Raw genomic sequence first — 19,371 nt, forward strand, 5'->3', positions numbered from 1 at the left:
AAAAAAAATGACCCTCTTATGGGTCATTTGTGTTTTAGTCTTTTCTCATCACTCGGTTTCAAACCGTCTCCTCTGGCTTCGAAATTCCAGCGCTGTGATGCCTTCGGTATCCTTGAATATTCTCGTAAAATGCTTCACATTTTCGAATCCAACCTGATCGCTGATTTCGTACACCTTCAAATCGGAGTGCACCAGAAGTTCCTTCGCCTTATCCAGCCTTAACCGGCGAACATAGTTCGAGAAGCTCTCACCGGTAAATTCTTGGAAGGCTTGGCTGAAATACGAGTAATTGAGTGAGAAATGGTTGGACACCACCGCCATGTTTAAATTGTCTGCATAATGCGTCTGCAAGTAGGTGAGTACTTTTTGTATCGTATTTTGTTCCGTTGGCACCTGCTCTTTCCGATCTTGGATGAACCGATCCAGACGATCAAGAAGCTGTTCGACAGATTTGTAATAATCTTCAAATCGGTCGAAATTTCCGATGTGACCAACAGGAGCGTACTTCATTAATAGACCGAATACCTTAAGCCCGTAGATGCGGAACAACTTATCGAACAGCTCCTCGTTCAGCAGCTGACTAATACGTTCCAGATATCCGATTTCACTGCTGCTAATGATACGAACATCGAGGATTTGATCCAGAAGTTGTTTGATTTCATCCCCGCGTCCCATTCCAAGGAGATTCAATATTCGTTGAATCAACTCCATAGGGACGACATACCGCTCATTGCGATCACTTATGCCGGTGTAATCCAGCACATCGAGATCTGGAAGCAGAATCCCGTATTTCATAGTTTGCTTCGCCTGACTGTATGCCCACCTTATCTGCTCAATCCCTTGAACGGAATCACTAATCGCAATTCGCAGCTGTGTCTCATACTCACTTAACCCCCACTGTTCCGCCAACCGGTAGAACATACCAGGATCGCTTGCTATCATAATCGTTCCGCCTTTTCCATCACGCGTCAGCATCCAATTCATATGCCCTTGTAACAGCTCAGCGATTTGATTCCTGAAAGAAGCTGCATCCGTACTGCTTGCCTGTGATCTTCCACCACGTTGCGTAACCAAGCCCAGTGTATATCCTGCATCCAACCAGCTTAAGCCGGCCTGATTCAGCTTGTTCGGTGTGATCGCATCATCCACATCCTTCTGGGTTAAATGCAGGGTAACCAGCTCGGCAGCAAAAAGGCTGGCATCTTCGCCCGCCTTGTCTGCTCGCTCTTCTCTTTTCTTTATATCCAGCATTAATCGTTCCAGGACGGCGAACAGCTCCTCCCGAATCACAGGCTTTACGAGATAATCCTTTACGGCAAAGCGGATCCCTTTCTGCGCGTATACGAAGTCATTATAGCCAGACAGCAATACAACCTCGGGTTTAACCGGATGGTCTTGCAGTTGGTCAAGCAGTTCGATCCCATCCATAATGGGCATTCGGATATCTGTAAACATAATATCCGCAGGCTCCTGGCGCAGCAGCTCCAGCGCCTCTTCTCCATTCTCGGCAAATCGATAATTAAACAGATCAGGGAACTGCCTCTCAATGACTGATTGCAAGCCCCTCCGAATGATCTTCTCGTCGTCGACGATCAGCAAGCTAATCATAGATGTCCTATCCCCCTCCCATGACCCGGTACGGCAAAGTCATGATTATGCGTGTATAGCTTCCTTCCTGACTTTCGATCCGAATCCCATATTCCACCCCATAGCTCATCACTAAACGTTGGTCCACATTACGCAGACCGATTCCATTACCGTCCTCGTTCTCCTTACGAACGAATAATTGCCGGACCTCCTGATAAGCATGCTCTTCCATTCGCAACATTTGATTCAACAAGCCCAGCGTTTCATACGGTATACCGCGGCCGCTATCCGTAATCTCTATGACACAAGCTTGATCACGTCGGACGGCAGAGATCGTAATGAGAAGATTTCCGTCCTTGGAATGCATGCGGCTCATCCCATGCTTGATTGCATTCTCGACTACGGGCTGCAGCGACATTTTAAGCGATTCCTGCTTGAGGCATTCCGGTTCAATAGACAATTGGAGATCGAGTCTACCATCATAACGGATGTTCATGACGGATACATAATGCTGGACCTGCTGGATCTCATCGCTGAGCATCACGTGATCCTGCCTCCATTCCATCGAATACCGCATCATACCGCCTAACGAGGTCATGATGTCCGATATAAGATACTGCCCTTCAATCTCCGCCAGCATCTTGACGTTCTCCAGCGTATTGTAGAGGAAATGGGAATCGATCTGGTTCTTCAGCGCCCGAAGCTCAGCTTCTTTGCCTGCCGCCTGCCGAGCTGCCTGGTCTTGAATGAGCTCGTTAATTTTCAGAATGAGCTTGCGGTAATGAAAGCCCAGCTCTCCTACCTCATCGGTACCGGTAATCGGCGGCAGCTTGACGTTGAAGTTGCCATTTCTAACCTGCTGCATCGATTCTCTTAGCGCCTTAAGCCTGCGCAAAATGATCGCTTGCATCGAGTAAGACAGCAGCACGAGAAATGCCGCCAGTAATGAAACGAGCACGATATAACGAACCTTCGAGTGGTTAATGCCTTCCATGGTTTCCTCAAGGCTAGCCATATTGACCAGATGTACGTCAATCGATGGGATGTAGCTCTGTAAAGCCAAGTAGGAATGTCCATTAACCTTGAACCGCACCGTCTCGTAATCCGTATTGCTCGTCAGCTTTATGCTGCTTATCAATTCCTCCGCGCCGTGCTGCTTGAACACGGACGAATCCTTTAAGCTGAAAACTTGTCCATTCCTTGCGACTACGATCAGCTGGGAGTTTTTATCCTGTACGCTGCTGAACGTTTGGGAGAAGAAATCGGATAACTGCATCGATATCTCTAGAATCCCGTTATGGGTAGCGTTGTCCGGATACTTGAATTCCTGTAAGTACGTCATGAAGGGCTCGTTCGGCATTTGTTCGGAGGGCATACCGGTGAGGCCGACGTTCTCCTGTATCTCCCACCAGGGTAAGCCGCCTTGCTTCATCACGTCATCATGCCAAGGCTTGCTCTGAATACGCGACTCCTGCAGGATAACCGGCCAAATCTCATTCACATATCGGTTATCCGTGAATAGACGGACATTCGCGATCCGCGGATTGTTAAACAGAAAATATTGAAAGCTGTTGACCACGTCCTTCTTTATATGAAGAACTTGCGCCGTATCCTGAAATTGTTCGATTTGCAGATAATTATTCATTTCCCGATTGGATAACGCAAGCTGACCGGTCCATCCCATCAGCTCTACGTTATTCTCAATGTTGATCTTCTCTACTTCCAGCACATTCTTATTGTTCTCCAACAATTCCTTCATTGCCTTGGCGGACTCTTCATTAAGCGTATACCAAGAGAATAAAACAACCGGTATAAAGATAACGAACACAAATGACAGAATCAGTTTGACTTGAAGCGAAAGGTTAAACGTAAATGTACGTATCCCCAATAACCAACGAATTGCCGCAAATCCCATCCCCTATTTTCACATCCTGCTGCTTCCTCTATTGAACTACGGATTGAGTGACGACTTCAGCTTCTGTACATTTCGTTCATAGGCCGCCTGGCGGCTTGCTGCGATGGCTTCATACTCGGGATCCTCGGTAGTGACTTTCATGAATTCGGCGAACAGTCGGTCGAATTCGGCATCCGACTTCGACATCAGCAGCTTCGGCAGCGTCTCCGCCCAGAGCCGCGTATTTTTGCCTACCGCAATACCTTCCTTCGTTGTCGGGTCCGGGTCCAGGTTTTCGAACTCGCTTGTGCTAACCGTCTTGCCCCTCGTCCAATCGGCAATTTGTTTGGAAGGCTCGGCATCCATCCCCGTCATCCATGCTAGATTCATGTTCGTATCCATTAGCATCCAGTACATATAAGAACCGCCATATTTGCTATCGAACGCTTGGCGGTCGGTATTAAGCAGCTGCATGACCTCCGGCAGGAACTGATCTTTGCCGTCAATCGTATCGTAGGTGACGCCCTTCTCTCCTAAGAACAGGTCCTTGTTTCCCTCTTCGCTGAGCAAATAGCTGAGGAAGGCAATGGCCCTCTTCTTATCTTTGACATTCTTCGAGATGAGCGTCACGGTCCAACCGGAGATGCCGTTTCCTGCAAGGGTTGGCGCATCATGCGCATCGTTCGCCGGACCGTCAATCGCGATATAGACCTTATTCGGGTCCTTTTGATACAGCGCCTGGTTAATCTCTGAAAAATCGGACCACTGATACAGCATGGCAAAATAACGCCCTTGCGATATTTTTTCGTCCTTTTCCACTCGTTTCTCATCAAGAAAGACATCTGTCGGCATCAGTCCGTCCTCATTCGCTTGGCGAAACATCTTCAGCCATTTCAAATAGGTCGGGTCGCTTCGACGGTCGTACAATTTGCCGTTTTTCTGCTTCGGAATGGCTAGAAAGTTCTGAAGATAGTCTTCCAGCGAATAGTTGCCGGTTTCCGTAAATTCATGAAGGCCAATCGGAATGAGCGGCTTGCCGTCTACTTCCGGAAACTTTTCCTTCGCAGCCTTCAGTGCGCCGAGAAACCCTTCCGGCGTGCTCATATCCGGCTCCCCGAGGGCTTCATACATGTCTTTCCGAACAACAAAGGTCTGATTAGACGTAAAAAGCTTCCCGTATTTTTGATAATCCGCAGGGGATGAAGATGCATTCGGGTAGCTGTACACATTCCCGTCAGCCTGTGTGTACCAGTTAAGCTTCTCTGGGTCAGCGACTTTTAAAAAATAAGGATCGTATTGTTCCGCCAGCTCATTTAATGGAAGCACCATATCTCCATTTATCATCTTCTGCACGGAATCCTCGTACGAGCCTAGCGTGATAAAGTCAGGGAGCGACCTTGCTGACATCATCGTGTTGAGCTTCTCCCCGGCGTCTCCAGCAGGCACGATAAAGTTCAAACTGACACCCGTCTTCTTCGTTATATAATCGGAAACTACGTTGCCCCCCCACTTACCGGTGAACCAATCGAAATTGATATACCAGTCAAACGTTATTGGTGTCGTGTCCAGCTTCCAGGCGGGCTCATTTGGAGATAGCTTCGTTTGAGAAGCATCTGCCTTTTTAAGATTGGCGTTGAAAATCGTATCATCAGCAGTACCATTGCTCGATGTGTCAGTGTTCCCAGAACAAGACGCCAAAGTCCAACACATCATCAGAGCCAGTAACAGCATTGCTGATTTACGCATTTTGTCCATTCAAAATTCCCCTTCGGCCGTTAATATCCCATTATTTAATATATTTCCACAAAAACAGACAATTGCCGTTCAGAATCCTTAATTTATTGCTAGTATAAAGGTTATAGCAGGCAAAGGAAAGAGTCTAACATGATACGCAGGGTTACTATATTTGGGATATTTCCTAATGCCGACTAACGCGAATAAGCGAGCAAGACAGGAAATATTCCTTCGTCTAGGCTCGCATTCGTTAGTTATGATGTTTTAGTTCCCCTATCTACGATTCCAGAAAAAAATCGATACATTTCTGAACAGAAGGATTATGGTGATGATACTTTTTAAAAATAAGCTTAATCTCACGTACAGGCGTTGGATCTACGAAACGAATCATTTTCAGATGCTGGCCAGAAAATGTTTCAATTGATGAAGCAGGCAAAATAGCTACCCCCAACTTTTGCAGTACCATAGAAAGAAGAATAGCCGTCGAAGTGGACTCAAAATTCGATTGTAAAGATTTGGTGATTTTCTCGCTGAATGTATGAAGTTGCTCGATTAAACTTTTATCCCCAACAAATAAGGAAGATTCTAAACTTTCTAGCTCTTGAAAAGATATAAAGGTTCGATCTGCCCATGGATGATCCGCATAAACGACTAATGCTTGTTCTTCTTTATAAAGGTGCATCGCATGAATTTCTTTGTTTGGATCATATTTGTCGGCAATGCCAATATCGATACTACGATTCAATAATTGCCGTGATGTATTTTCTGTACTGGCAAATTTTATTGTAATGTCAGGATACTGTTCATGGAATTTCAAAAAACGGGGCATTAAATAATAAAAGTCAACGGACGAAATGCCTATCGAAATTTTTTTTGCCAGAGCATAGCGTAACTCGTAAGTTTCTTTCTTCGATTCTTCAATAAGCCTCATTACGGAAAGAGCTTTTTTGTAAAGTATTTCTCCGTCAGCTGTGATCTTTACCCCTCTGCCAACCCTCTGAAACAAAGGGGTTCCAACTTCTACCTCTAGAAAGCGGATCTGTTGACTTAAAGTAGGTTGAGAAATCATTAACACTTCTGCAGCCTTAGTAAAGCTTCCTTCTTTGCAGATTTGAATGAAACATTCTAATTGCCTGAACATGGAAGACTCACCTCAACCTCTCTTACATATGAATCCATCTCTTGAATGAATAGACGTGCCATGGGCCTCATCGTAACGGAATTAAGATATACAAGAGATATATCCCAACGAGGTATATGGCCTTCTAATTTGACAATACGCAAAGAATCGTCCCTGAGGCTCTCAAGCAAAGATATAGGTATAATAGCTGCTCCAAGTCCATGACGAACCCAGTGAATCAATACTGAAGTGGAGGACGTTTCTATGCTCGACTTCAAGGCAAACCCACAAGAGAAACAATACATATCAAGTAATGATTTGTTTTGTTCTCGGAACATGATCGAGTTCATTTGCTTCAAAGATCGAAAAGGAATCGAAGATTTAATAGCCAAAGGATGTTCTGAGTGAATCAATAGTGCCATTTCTTGTCTATACAAATGAGTCGAAATGAGCGAAGTATCCAAAACTGGATATGCAGTGATCCCAATGTCCACCCTTTGCTCCAAAACCTTATTTTCGACATCCTCTGCATCGATAATTTTCAATAAAATATTCGGGTACTTTTGATGAAATTTCATGAAGTAAGGAGCAAGATATTCAAGTTCAGCAGGACAACATCCAATAGAAATGGTTTCTCTAGATTTGTTGATTCGGCCAACAATTTCATTTCGCGCTTCTTCAAGAAGATTCATAATCGCATTGCCCTTATTCAAGAGAATTTTTCCCGCTTCCGTTACCTCAACTCCTCTACTTACCCGATCGAACAATTGAATATTATACTCATCTTCCAAAACCCGAATTTGCTGACTTAGTGTAGGCTGAGTCACACCTAATTCTTCTTTAGCTTTGGTTAAACTTCCAGATTTGCAAACTTGAATAAAATATTCTAGCTGACGCAATTCCACAATGCATCCCCCCTTTTGTTAATTTGTTCTTCAGTTTCTTAACCTGGCGATTTTCCAGACACCATCCTTGCTGATCAGTACTATTACTTATTGCTTACCATATGAAGTGCTCATCCGCTGGTGGTAATGAGAGTGATCGTGGTAATTGCTGAACTTCTCTGTAATAAACATTATATGAAGGAAACTATCATGTAATATATCCGCTACATTTCAGGTGAAGGTTACTAGATTTTAGGGTTGGTCCGTCGGGGGAACACAGGGAGGTATAATAAGATCTAAGGTTGGGCGTAAGCCCAGTTTAGGGCTCTTAAGAGGATCATTTGTGTCAATGGCATACAATTTCATTCGAAAGCGATAAAAGCCCCCTGAGAGGTAACTTAAGCCCTGAGATAGCCTCCGAAACACAGTGTTTTTAACTTTTATATCCTTGATTTCCTTGAAACAACAAAGGAGCCCAGTTTACTAATCTGGGCTCCTTTGTTAAGAAGTTACAACCAATATCATCCCGTTACTTTTAGTACCTTTGTTGACCATAGCACAAAAGCTACGCCCGAATCGGCCGCTCTTGGACCTTGAACTTAAATCAGCAAAATCTTATATAGCGAGCTGTCCCGCTCCTCAAAAACAACTAATGGCTTCGCCCCCAACCAGGGACGAAGCCATTAACTTTGCTTTGTTCAGCTATATTCTTAAAATGTCGAGACACCAACTCTATTGCCAAAACACTGGTGTAAAGGCTCCAACAATAATGTCTAGCACTAACTTTAATGTCACCAGATAGAAGTTGTCGGTCGTCGTGTTGTCGTCGTCGTCGACAATTCCTTTATTCCCCTTATTCCACCGTTACGCTTTTCGCCAAATTCCGCGGCTTGTCGACGTCGTTACCTCTGGCAAGCGATGCGTAGTAGGACAGCAGCTGCAGCGGCACAACCGACAGGGCAGGCGTCAGCAGCGGCAGCGTCTTCGGAATCGCAAACGCCTGGTCTACTGACTTCAGCAGACCTGCGACATTTTCTTCATGGGTAATCGCCATGATGTCCGCGCCGCGTGCGTTCACTTCCTTGATGTTGCTGACCGTTTTCTCCAGAACGGCTTCCTGGGTTGCCAGGGCAATGACCGGAATGCCTTCCTCGATCAGCGCCAGCGTACCGTGCTTCAGTTCACCCGCAGCGTACGCTTCGGAGTGAATATAAGAGATTTCTTTCAATTTCAGCGAACCTTCCTGCGCAACCGCGTAGTCCAGTCCGCGACCGATAAAGAATAAGTGCTCATGCTTGGAAATATGCTCTGCGTATGCTTTAATGGCATCCGGCTTGGCCAGCATGCTTTCCACCTGCTCCGGCAGAGCCTGCATAGCAGCTACGATCTGAGCCACCGCTTCCGGCGTCTGCGTGCCGCGAACCTCGGCGAGGTACAGCGCCAGCAGATAGAACGCGATCAGCTGCGACGTATACGCCTTAGTGGATGCTACGGCAATTTCCGGGCCGGCCAGCGTCACGATGACGTCGTCGGCGTCACGGGCGATCGAGCTGCCCACCACGTTGGTGATGGCCAGTACGTGTGCGCCGTTTGCTTTGGCTTCACGCATCGCCGCGAGCGTATCCGCCGTTTCACCGGATTGGCTGACGACGATGACCAGCGTTTCCGGCGTTACGATTGGAGAGCGGTAACGGTATTCCGACGCTACGTCCGTCTCTACCGGAATGCGTACCAGCGATTCAATCGCGCTGCGTCCCACGAGACCTGCATGGTATGCTGTACCGCAGGCAATGATTTGAATGTTGCGGATATTTTTGATCTGATCGGCCGTCAGCTTCAGCTCCGGCAGAACTACCTTTTTACCCGACTCGTCGATCCGTCCGCGCATCGTGTCGCGATAAGCTTTCGGCTGCTCGTGGATCTCTTTCAGCATGAAATGCTCAAAGCCGCCTTTTTCCGCAGTCACTGCATCCCAGTCGACATGAATCATTTCCCGAGAAATAAAATTCCCCTCAATGGTCATCAATTCGACAGAATCCTGCGTCAATACGGCCATCTCACCGTCATTCAAAATATATACTTTACGCGTATATTGAAGAATTGCCGGAATATCCGATCCGATGAAGTTCTCTCCTTCGCCAATCCCGATAATCAGCGGGCTTGCTTGACGCACAGCCACGAGTTTATCCGGTTCGTACTCGGTCAATACACCGAGGGCAAAGGCGCCGCGCATATAACCGATGGCCTTCTGAACCGCTTTGACGATATCGCCGTCGTATTCGCGGGCAATCAGGTGGGAAATCACCTCCGTATCGGTCTCCGACACGAAATGATGTCCCTGGCTGATCAGCTCATCCTTCAGCTCCAGATAATTTTCGACAATGCCGTTATGCACGACCGAAAATTTATGACTGTTGTCCGTATGCGGATGAGAGTTCACGTCCGATGGCTTGCCATGAGTAGCCCAGCGCGTATGCCCGATGCCGGCACTTCCTACCAGCGGTGTCCCTTCCAGCTTGGACTCCAGATTGGCCAAACGGCCTTGCGCCTTGGCAATTTGCAATCCCTGGTTGGTGAACACGGCAATACCCGCAGAATCGTACCCGCGGTACTCCAGCTTCTTCAGACCCTCGATCAATACCGCTTGCGTATCCTTATTACCAATATATCCGACAATACCACACATAGTTAATATCCTCCGTTCACTTCTTCGAATTGGGTTTTAGAAGAGTACGGGAGCATAAAGGTGCGGCATAGCTCAGGAATGTACAGGAAAACGAACATTGTATTCAGTTATACAAGGTGCATTCACGAATGTACATCCTAGCATCGCCGCATCTCTTATGCGCTTGCCCGCACACTCATGAAAAATGATCACTATTTTCTAACACCCACTGGAAACGTTGTGTGAACGGTCGCCCGTTCATTTTCCGTTTCGAGTTTACGGCTGTGGTGTATCACCGGGAGGTCCCCGCCGAACATTTCGAACACCTCCACCTCGTCAACTTGAGGCTGCCGTGAATCCGAAGCGTCGTGCTCCTTCAGATTCTTCCCCGCGCAAGCTCAAGTTCTGGCGCTATTGTTGCTAACCTCACGACCCTCGCTTTCTGTTTCGTAATGACATTTACTAATTATATTCATGTCATCTCCGTTTTGCAATCGGGCTGATAGCCCCAAATCGGAGTCCCCGTTATATACCCTGTAAAAAAGCCGATGAAACCGCAATTCTAGTCTCACCGGCCTATGGCATTTATGCTTTATTTTATAGAAAAAACCAACATTTACCTGCTATACTAGTTCCCGTTTCACCACATCGACGATTTGGGAGACATACTGATCCAGGTCCTCCTTATTAGGACCTTCAGCCATGACGCGGATCAGCGATTCCGTGCCGGAAGGACGAACCAGTACCCGGCCGTTATCCCCAAGGATCCCCTCAACGGCTTGAATAGCATCCTTAATGGCCGCATTGCCTTCATACTTGCTCTTGTCCTCTACCCGTACGTTTACCAACACCTGAGGGTACTTGCGCATCATCGTTCTCAGTTCGCTCAGCTTCTTGCCCGAAGCCTGGATCGTATCCACCAGCTGGATCGCGGTCAGAATGCCGTCACCGGTCGTATTGTAGTCCAGGAAAATAACATGCCCGGACTGCTCTCCGCCCAAGTTATAGCCGCCTTTACGCATTTCCTCCATCACATAACGGTCGCCGACAGCCGTCTTGGCCGTTTTCAGCGCCAGCTTCTCGGTCGCTTTATAAAAACCGATGTTGCTCATGACGGTCGATACGATGGTGCCGTTGTTCAGCTTACCCTGCTTGTTCATAGCGTCGCCGCAAATACAGAGGATGAAATCGCCGTCAACTTCCTCGCCCTGATCGTCAATCGCGATCAGACGGTCCGCATCGCCATCGAAGGCAAGACCCAGGTCTGCCTTAGCCTTCAGCACTTCTTCTCTCAGCTTTTCCGGGTGGGTGGATCCGCAGTGGTCATTGATGTTCAACCCATTTGGCTCGGTGCCGATCGTAACCACCTCTGCGCCGAGCTCCTCAAACAGCTTAGGAGCCAGCTCGTAAGCGGCGCCGTTGGCACAGTCGAGTACGATCTTCAGCCCGTCAAAGCTGTGGGAAATCGTCGTTTTCAAATACTCCAAATATTTATATTTCGATTCATTATCGACAATAACATTGCCCAGATCTTTGCCAATCGGACGCGGAAGCGTATCTTCGGCTGCGTCCATCAGCTCTTCGATTTTCAGTTCGGTCTCGTCGGACAGCTTGAAGCCGTCCCCGCCGAAGAACTTAATGCCGTTATCTTCGACCGGATTGTGGGAAGCCGAAATCATAACGCCGGCGTCCGCCTTTAATAACCGTGTAATATACGCCACCGCTGGTGTAGATACAACCCCTACACGGATAACATGCGCCCCGATGGACAGCAGACCCGCGACCAGTGCCGATTCCAGCATAACTCCCGAAATCCGAGTATCCATTCCAATGACAACCGTAGGTTTCTCCACGTCCCCGGTCAACACATAACCGCCGCAGCGTCCAATGCTGTAAGCCATTTCGGCCGTCAGTTCTTTATTGGCAACACCGCGTACTCCATCAGTCCCAAAATATTTCCCCATAATTGATCTCCTTTTTGAGTGCATCTCTAGTTACTATATGTGTTCGTTCAGATCAGGGTGAGCCGGTATCTGTCTGTGGCTCCTGCCCTTCCGGCGGCGTGGTGTCACCCGCCGTTCCATTGTTGTCTGTCTCATCCACGTTCGTCGAATCCGTCTCGGACCCTGAATTGCCGCCTGTTCCTTTACTGCTGTTGTCGGTCGTTCCCTTGCTGTTATCTTCAGGCTTCGAGTCCGGCTGGGTCGACGTTGCCGCAGCATTATCCTTGATCTCTATGGTCGCCGTTAGCGCATTTCCCTGATCCACCCGCGAAACATAGCGCGGGAGGACCACCTGCAGGTTCACCTGATGCGTACCGGGCTTCAGGTTACCAACGCTGGCGATGAGCTGAATGTCATCCTTTGTCAGGCTGTTCAGCAGTCCAGGGGCGCCGCTCAGCTTAAGCGACATGGTGCCGCTTGCCGGGCTCTTGATCGCGGCCTGCACGTCAGAGCCGGCCCCGCTGATCTTAATCGGAATGTCGTCAATCACCCGCTGGGAGTTGGACACCGTGGTGATTTCAACCTCCATAGAGCTCGGCTCGATTTTCTCAAAACCCTGCGGCGGCGTCAAGTCCACAGGAAGTACCATTGTTCCCGCTTCCTTGATCTGCCCCAAATCCACATCGACGTCATTATAGGACTTTATTCCCGCAAGCGCATCTTGAGAACCGTACAGCTTCACGGTAGTCACGCTTGGCTGAGCCTTGGAAATCACGAGGCCGTCAGGCAGTTGGCCGGAATAGTGCAGTTCGATTGGCACCTCTTTGTATGGCGGCGTAATCGGTACGACCACGGAGATGGTTGACGGCTCAATTATCGCCCCCTCAATTTCCTTCCCCTGCTTGTCCAACGCGGTCAGCTTCACCCGCTTTTCCTTAATCGTCGCGTCTTCGCCATCAATGGATACCGATCCTTGAATCTTATCGACCCTTTTCAGGTCGCTTTCAGGCAGCGTAACAGACACCGTAGCCGGTTCCATCGTAATGCTGCCCATCTGATAACCGGCTGCCGGCTCCCCGCTCGTCACGATCGATACCGGGAAAGACGATGTATCCCTCTTTTCAATATTGACAGTCACGGTTGACGGCTGAACGTTGACCACCTCAATGCCCGAAGGAACGTCTACGGTAAGCGGCAGTGTGCTGGTGCCTACTTTGGCTTTGCTCAGGTCCAGCCTTACTTTATAATCTTCCGAGTACATCGAGAGCAGGTCCGACTTTTTTCCTTTGACCTCAAGCTGAACCTGATCCGTGTCCATGGCGCTCAGGATATACTTCTTCTCATCCAGTCCAAAAGCCTGTACCTTCACATTATCAATGATCCGTGAATCAATTTTAGCGGTAGGCGTAGGCGTCACATCGTTCAAATGAACCATGCTCCAGAGCAAAATACTTACGGCAAGCGCCAGCACTTTCGAAATATTGTTGTTATTGATCCACTTATTCATGATTATCATTCCCCTTCCGCTTCCAGAAAACAGGACGTTTTTCTTTCGCAGAGGAATTTGGACGGAGCTCTTCATACAGTTTCGATATTAAGGATTCTTCTTTAATATCACGAACGACCTGACCGTTAATGGCCAACGATATTTGTCCGGTTTCCTCCGATACGACGATGGACACCGCATCCCCTACTTCACTGATCCCGATGGCCGCCCGGTGCCGGGTGCCCAGCTCCTTGCTGATAAAAGGATTCTCGGACAGCGGCAAATAGCAGGCGGCAGCGGCGATCTGTTGGTTCTGAATGATCACGGCACCGTCATGGAGAGGTGTATTCGGTATAAAAATGTTAATGAGCAGCTGGGAGCTCACCATTGACTGCATAGGAATCCCGGACTCCGTATATTCATTGAGACCTGTCTCCCGTTCAAATACGATTAACGCTCCGATCTTTCTGCGAGCCAAATAGTTCACGGCCTTAATGACTTCGCCGATCAGCTTATTGAGCTGTTCATCTTCCGCCGATGAGCGGCCAAACAGCTTACCCCGCCCCAACTGCTCCAGCGCCCGCCGGAGCTCCGGCTGAAAGATGATAAAGATCGCCAAAATGCCAAAGTTAAATATCTGATTCATAAGCCATTTAAGGGTGTACAGATCAAACCATGTACTGAGCGCCCAGATGATGACTAGGAACAGAATCCCTTTCAACAGCTGAACCGCCCGGGTCCCCCTGACAAGCAAAATGACCTGATAAATGATATATGTAACGATGGCGATGTCAATGATATCTTTAATAGACTCTTTCCACGTTAAGTCCGCAAAATAACTCATACTTAGGCCCCCATACTCCCCTTCATGATGATGGGTCTCTATGTCATTTAATTTCCCCTATATTACCTAGGTTATAACGTACACCTTCAGGTTGCAAGCGGCCGCGGTTTTAAATTGGAACCATTTATAAATTTTGCCAACAAAAAAGACGCCCGCTTTGTCCCAAAGAGGCGCCAATATCCACAAATATCAAGATTTACTAACGATAGGCGACATCAGAGAACATGTTTGTGATTTTATACCATATCCAGTCCATCGCCTGATCAATGCTCTTCACCTGACCCGAAATATGGGCGGTTGAGGCTTGGTACAGCGATCCATCGATGACCGTCAAATTACCTTGGACGTCACCATAGATCTGAGTCTTTCCATTTTCTACCGTCAAATTGCCCGCAATACTCTTGCCTTCAGGCACGATGACCGTGTTCCCTTCAATGACAACTTGATCCAGATCACTGCCTTTAACCACCAGTTGGGTATCCTGATCCCAGAAGCTCACGGTACTAAACAGCATCACTAAGACAAATATAGCCGCGGCTGTAATGGCCGGATGTCTCTTGACCCATGTAAGCCATAGCTGCTGCTTCTTCTGCTTCGGGAGAGAATTCATGATCCGCTCAGTCAGCTCAAGAGATGCAGACGGCGTATGGTGCGTCAGTGAGTACATCAGCATATCCGTCTGTTCCAGCTCTTTAAACTGCATCCGACAGTCAGGGCAGGACAGCATATGGGTCTTAAGCTCCAACTGCTGCTCCTTGGACAAGTCGTCATCTAAATAATCATGCATTAAAGAGACGGCTAATTTGCAATCCATTCTGAGCCAATCCTTTCATTAATATGAATGTATTCAATCTCCCCGGTTCAGGGGCACAGGTCAGTTTCATTTGTAATACGTACAGGTTCTGAAGAAGTTTCAAAACCGAAGCTCATTTTCTATAATTTGGGCTCTAATTTTTTGCGCAAAAATTCGCGACCCCGGTGCACCCTCGTTTTAATCGTTGTTACGGGCATTCCCAGCACATCGCTGATTTCCTGCAAGGACAAATCCTGCAAATACCGAAGGACCATGACCGACTTATACTTCGCCGGAAGGCTCTCGATCGCTTCGTAAATGATCTGCTGCGTCTCCGAGATCAGCGTCTCGCTCTCAGGCGTCCGGTTATCGCTTGGAATCATCGAATACCCGTCCATACCTTCCTGGTCGTTCATCTCAGCATCGAGGGAATAGGTCGGTTTCCTTTTCCTCAGCCGGTCGATGCATAAATTGGTTCCGATGCGGTAAATCCATGTGGAGAATTTCTGATTCTGGTCATACCTGTCCAAATTTTTATATACGCGTAAAAAAGTCTCCTGAACGACGTCCTCCGCTTCGTGGCGGTTGTTCAGCATCCTGTAAGCCAGATGATAAATTTTGTCCTTGTACAGTTCCACAATTTCGGCAAACGCCCGCTGGTCTCCTTTCAGAGCCAGTTTTGTCAGCCGGTTTTCTATATTTTCCATCAAGATTCCCCCAGACTTGCTGATGGGTACGACAACAATTTATTTTTCCATTCAAATCGTAAATGAAGTCTCTCTAAAAAGCAAGACAAGCCGTATAACAGAACAATAGGAAAGCCGCAGCACCTGGGGTTCAGGCACTGAGCTTTCCTATTCTGGCTTCAGGGATGCTTATTGAATAATCGTATCATCAGCCTGTGTTCCGGAGTCCCGAGGCAATGCCGTTGATCGTGAGCAGAACCTCACGCAGCAATTCTGCATTATCCTCATCCTGTTCGCGCAGTCCGCGGAGCTCGCTGAGCAGCTGTACCTGCAAATAGCTGAGCGGATCCACATAAGGATTGCGGAGACGGATCGATTCCTGAATGACAGGCACATTATCCAGAATTTCTTTTTGTCCTGTAATTTTCAAAATCAGCTCTGATGTCAGCTTGAACTCTTCCTCAATCAGTCCGAAGATACGGCGGCGTGCCTCATCGTTGCGGGCCATGCCGGCGTATTCCTTGGCAATGACCATATCCGCCTTGGCGATCGCCATTTGAAGGGAATCGATCAATGAAGTGAAGAAGGAGAACTTCTCGTACATCTCCTGCATCACCTTCAGATTCTCTTCCTTGTTCTGATAAAAGCTCTGAAGGCCTGTACCCGCGGCGTACCATGCAGGAAGCAGGTAGCGGCTTTGGGTCCACGAGAACACCCACGGAATGGCGCGCAGATCTTCAAAACGGTCGGTATTCTTCCGCTTGGAAGGACGCGAACCGATGTTCAGCTCTCCGACTTCAGGAAGCGGCGTGGATTCCTTGAAGAATGCCAGGAAATCCGGATCACGGAAGATCAGATCCTGGTACTTATTCCGGGAAACCTCGGACATCTCGCGCACGATCTCATCCCAATGGGCTTCGTTTGCGTCATCCTCTTCCGGCGAACGCGCGTTGATTGCTGCCGTCACCAGCGCCGATGTTGCCTGTTCCAAACTGCGGTAAGCAATGCCCTTCAGCGAATAGCGCGAGGAAATGACCTCACCCTGCTCGGTGATCTTGATGCCTCCGCCGATGGTAGAAGCCGGCTGAGCCAGAATGCTCCGGTTCAGCGGCATGCCGCCGCGACCCAACGATCCGCCGCGTCCGTGGAAAAATTTCAGCTTAATGCCGAACTCGCTGGCGACAGCCGTCAGCTCTTTCAGAGCAACCCGCAGTTCCCAGTTGGCTGTAACCGCGCCGCCGTCCTTGTTGCTGTCGGAATAACCCAGCATAATTTCCTGAAGGTCGTTCCGGGCCGTAATGCTCTGACGATAAATCGGCAGTTTGAAAAGCCGTCTCATAATTTCCGGAGCGGCGTGCAGGTCCTCTATGGTCTCGAACAGCGGAACCGCCTGCAATGTACATTCTACGGTACCGTCTGGAACTTGCCGGAACAGCCCGACTTCTTTGGCGAAGACCATGACTTCCATAATGTCACTGGCTCCTTCAGCCATACTGATCAGGTAGCTGGTAATGCAATCTTTACCGTAATCCTGCTGTGCTTCCTTGACTACCCGGAATACATCCAGACACTCTTTGGTGCTTGGGCTGTAGTCCTGATATACCGACGAGATCGGTCTCGGTTCGCTCAGCAGCTTCGTGAGCAGCTCAATCTTCTCCTCTTCGGAAAGCGCTGCATAGTCCGGCGTAATGTTGCTCTTCTCCAGGACCTCTTTCATCGCATTCTCATGTTCCTGGCTGTGCTGACGGATATCCAGCGCCGCCGTATGGAACCCGAACAGCTCAACCTGGCGAATTAGCTTCTTGATATAAGTATCTGCTACATAGTCTGCAAAATGGAAGCGAAGACTGCGGTCAATAATGCTCAGGTCTTCAATAAACTCCGCTGGCGAAGCATAGGACTCGGCTGTTCCTTTTTTACTGTCGTCCAGAACGTTCGCGATTTTCTCCATCATGTAAACCAGTTTGATACGGTATGGTTCCTTCGCATTGTTCCAAATATCCCTTTTTGTAACGGTTACATTTGCACGGTCCCGTTCAATGGAATCCTGAAGTTCCTTGGAAACTTCTACTATGGAAGTGCTGAAGCTCAAATACTGCATATATTCAACTAAAATGCGCTGATATTCCCGAATAGCCAGCTTGCGCTGCATACGAAGCGTCTGCGAAGTGATTTCGGCCGTCACAGATGGGTTACCGTCACGGTCGCCGCCGATCCATGAGCCGAATTTCAGGTACGTAGGCGCGTGCCAGAGGTGTCCCGGATAATACTTGGTCAAGCAGCGTTCCAATTCCTGATAGACGTCAGGCAGAACGTGGAACAGCGTCTCATGGAAGTAATACATTCCGTTCCGGACCTCATCCAGTACCGTAGGCTTACGGGCTCTAAGCTCATCCGTCTGCCACAGCGTAATGACTTCGTTCAGCAGCTTCTCCCGAAGCTGTTCGCGCTCGCGGAACGTAAGAGTCGGATTGTCCAGCAGCATGACATCTTCGGAAATCCGTTTATGAATATCCAGAATCGCTCTGCGCATGGCTTCCGTCGGATGGGCGGTCATTACCAGTTCCAAGGACAGGCTCTCAATAATGTCCTGAACTTCTTCAACCGTAAAGTCCCGCTCTTTTAGTTCCTTGATGGCCATCTCGATCGAATCGGGCTGAGCACTTTCTCCAGCTGAGCGCTCATAGTCCCGTTTTCTGCGGATCCGATGATTTTGCTCGGCTATATTCACAAGCTGGAAGTAAATCGCAAAAGCACGAATCACCTGATGGCGAATATCCGGCTCAAGGGTTTCAACCATCTTTTTGAATTCTTCATACAATTCAGGCAAAAAAACAGAACGTAAAGATTTGCTTGTTTCACGGATCTTCTCAACGATATCTAAGAGTTCATTGCCCCCTTGATGGACAAGCACTTCCCCGAGTATGTTCCCCAAGAATCGCACGTCACGCCGCAGCAAGTTGTTTGAATTGCTTTTGTTCGCGGTTACCGTAAGTTCAGTCATGCTACTCCTCCCGTCTCTATCCCGTCTGTATTGCTTTCTCTTTGTTCATACTTTCTTAACATCATACAATAAATCACATCGAAAATCTGCACTTTTATTAAATAAAGCGCAGATTTTCGCGTAAAAACACGATGTAAAATATGTATTTTCATTCAGTCATGCCTAATTCCTGACATATGGTTTACCAGATGTTATGGATAATACGGTAGTTTTCATTCTAAATAAAAAATACCGCATTGAGTTTATTTATGCATAGCCCAGATGCTTCATCCACTATTTACCACGTTAGTTAACTCTTTAAACAAATCATCTCGTTAATATTTAACATGAGGTTAGTTTAACGAAAAATGTCTTTGGACCTTATCATTAACAGCAGATGATTTAACTGTACTCTCTTGTTCATATAGATGTTAGTTCATTGATCAACATAGAACACATATAAAGGAATCATGGGCATACCCAATATTAGATTGTTTTTAGCTAGGCATAATAAAGATTTTTAAGAATGCAATCATGTGGTTATTAACCCTCCACTTAAAAGGGCTAGAGGAGCAAATAAGGCGGTTATAGAGGCAATCAGGTAAAACCTCAGAGAGGTACCTTGTAAACGTGCATAACAGCCCCTGAGGGCATCTCAAATTTAAAAGCGGACCTTCGGCCCACCGCAGAGGTAGATGTTGACGCGCGTCCTGAGCGGGTTCCTTCACTGAAGCCGGCACGGACGGTCGTAC

Annotated in this window: 12 protein-coding genes; all 12 read right to left on the minus strand. The window is 47.9% G+C overall.

The annotated features are described in order from the left end of the window. Nucleotides 1-48: 48 nt before the first annotated feature. Nucleotides 49-1,608, minus strand: a complete 1,560-nt coding sequence (locus IAE55_RS27765; RefSeq protein WP_200634443.1) for a response regulator — start codon at nt 1,606-1,608, stop codon at nt 49-51. Between the two features lie 7 nt (nt 1,609-1,615). Beyond that, nucleotides 1,616-3,502: a sensor histidine kinase gene (locus IAE55_RS27770; protein ID WP_200634444.1), complete on the minus strand. Its 1,887-nt coding sequence runs from the start codon at nt 3,500-3,502 to the stop codon at nt 1,616-1,618. A gap of 36 nt (nt 3,503-3,538) precedes the next feature. Next, complete coding sequence (locus IAE55_RS27775) at nt 3,539-5,236, minus strand: extracellular solute-binding protein (RefSeq protein ID WP_442793359.1); 1,698 nt, start codon at nt 5,234-5,236, stop codon at nt 3,539-3,541. Between the two features lie 256 nt (nt 5,237-5,492). After that, nucleotides 5,493-6,356, minus strand: coding sequence for a LysR family transcriptional regulator (locus IAE55_RS27780; protein WP_145165097.1), 864 nt, complete (start codon nt 6,354-6,356; stop codon nt 5,493-5,495). Then, entirely contained in the window at nt 6,341-7,240 is a 900-nt protein-coding gene (locus tag IAE55_RS27785; RefSeq protein WP_145165099.1) for a LysR family transcriptional regulator, read from the minus strand. The genes IAE55_RS27780 and IAE55_RS27785 overlap by 16 nt, the downstream gene beginning before the upstream one ends. 832 nt (nt 7,241-8,072) lie before the next feature. After that, complete coding sequence (gene glmS / locus IAE55_RS27790) at nt 8,073-9,905, minus strand: glutamine--fructose-6-phosphate transaminase (isomerizing) (RefSeq protein ID WP_116234366.1); 1,833 nt, start codon at nt 9,903-9,905, stop codon at nt 8,073-8,075. 602 nt (nt 9,906-10,507) lie between these two features. Further along, nucleotides 10,508-11,848, minus strand: coding sequence for a phosphoglucosamine mutase (gene glmM / locus IAE55_RS27795; protein WP_105445344.1), 1,341 nt, complete (start codon nt 11,846-11,848; stop codon nt 10,508-10,510). 52 nt (nt 11,849-11,900) lie between these two features. Beyond that, on the minus strand, nt 11,901-13,334 hold the full coding sequence (locus IAE55_RS27800) for a CdaR family protein (protein ID WP_200634445.1): 1,434 nt from the start codon (nt 13,332-13,334) through the stop codon (nt 11,901-11,903). Then, nucleotides 13,327-14,157: a diadenylate cyclase CdaA gene (gene cdaA, locus IAE55_RS27805; RefSeq protein ID WP_076176252.1), complete on the minus strand. Its 831-nt coding sequence runs from the start codon at nt 14,155-14,157 to the stop codon at nt 13,327-13,329. Before cdaA ends, IAE55_RS27800 begins: the two co-directional genes overlap by 8 nt. 199 nt (nt 14,158-14,356) lie before the next feature. Further along, nucleotides 14,357-14,971 (minus strand): zf-HC2 domain-containing protein, encoded by a 615-nt coding sequence (locus IAE55_RS27810; protein ID WP_076176254.1) that lies wholly within the window; start codon nt 14,969-14,971, stop codon nt 14,357-14,359. 119 nt (nt 14,972-15,090) lie between these two features. Beyond that, complete coding sequence (gene sigW, locus IAE55_RS27815) at nt 15,091-15,657, minus strand: RNA polymerase sigma factor SigW (protein WP_076176256.1); 567 nt, start codon at nt 15,655-15,657, stop codon at nt 15,091-15,093. A gap of 187 nt (nt 15,658-15,844) precedes the next feature. Next, entirely contained in the window at nt 15,845-18,640 is a 2,796-nt protein-coding gene (gene ppc, locus IAE55_RS27820) for a phosphoenolpyruvate carboxylase (protein WP_200634446.1), read from the minus strand. Nucleotides 18,641-19,371 lie beyond the last annotated feature (731 nt).

Origin of the sequence: Paenibacillus sp. S28 (genome assembly GCF_016624415.1) — a bacterium.
Classification (GTDB): domain Bacteria; phylum Bacillota; class Bacilli; order Paenibacillales; family Paenibacillaceae; genus Paenibacillus_AQ; species Paenibacillus_AQ favisporus.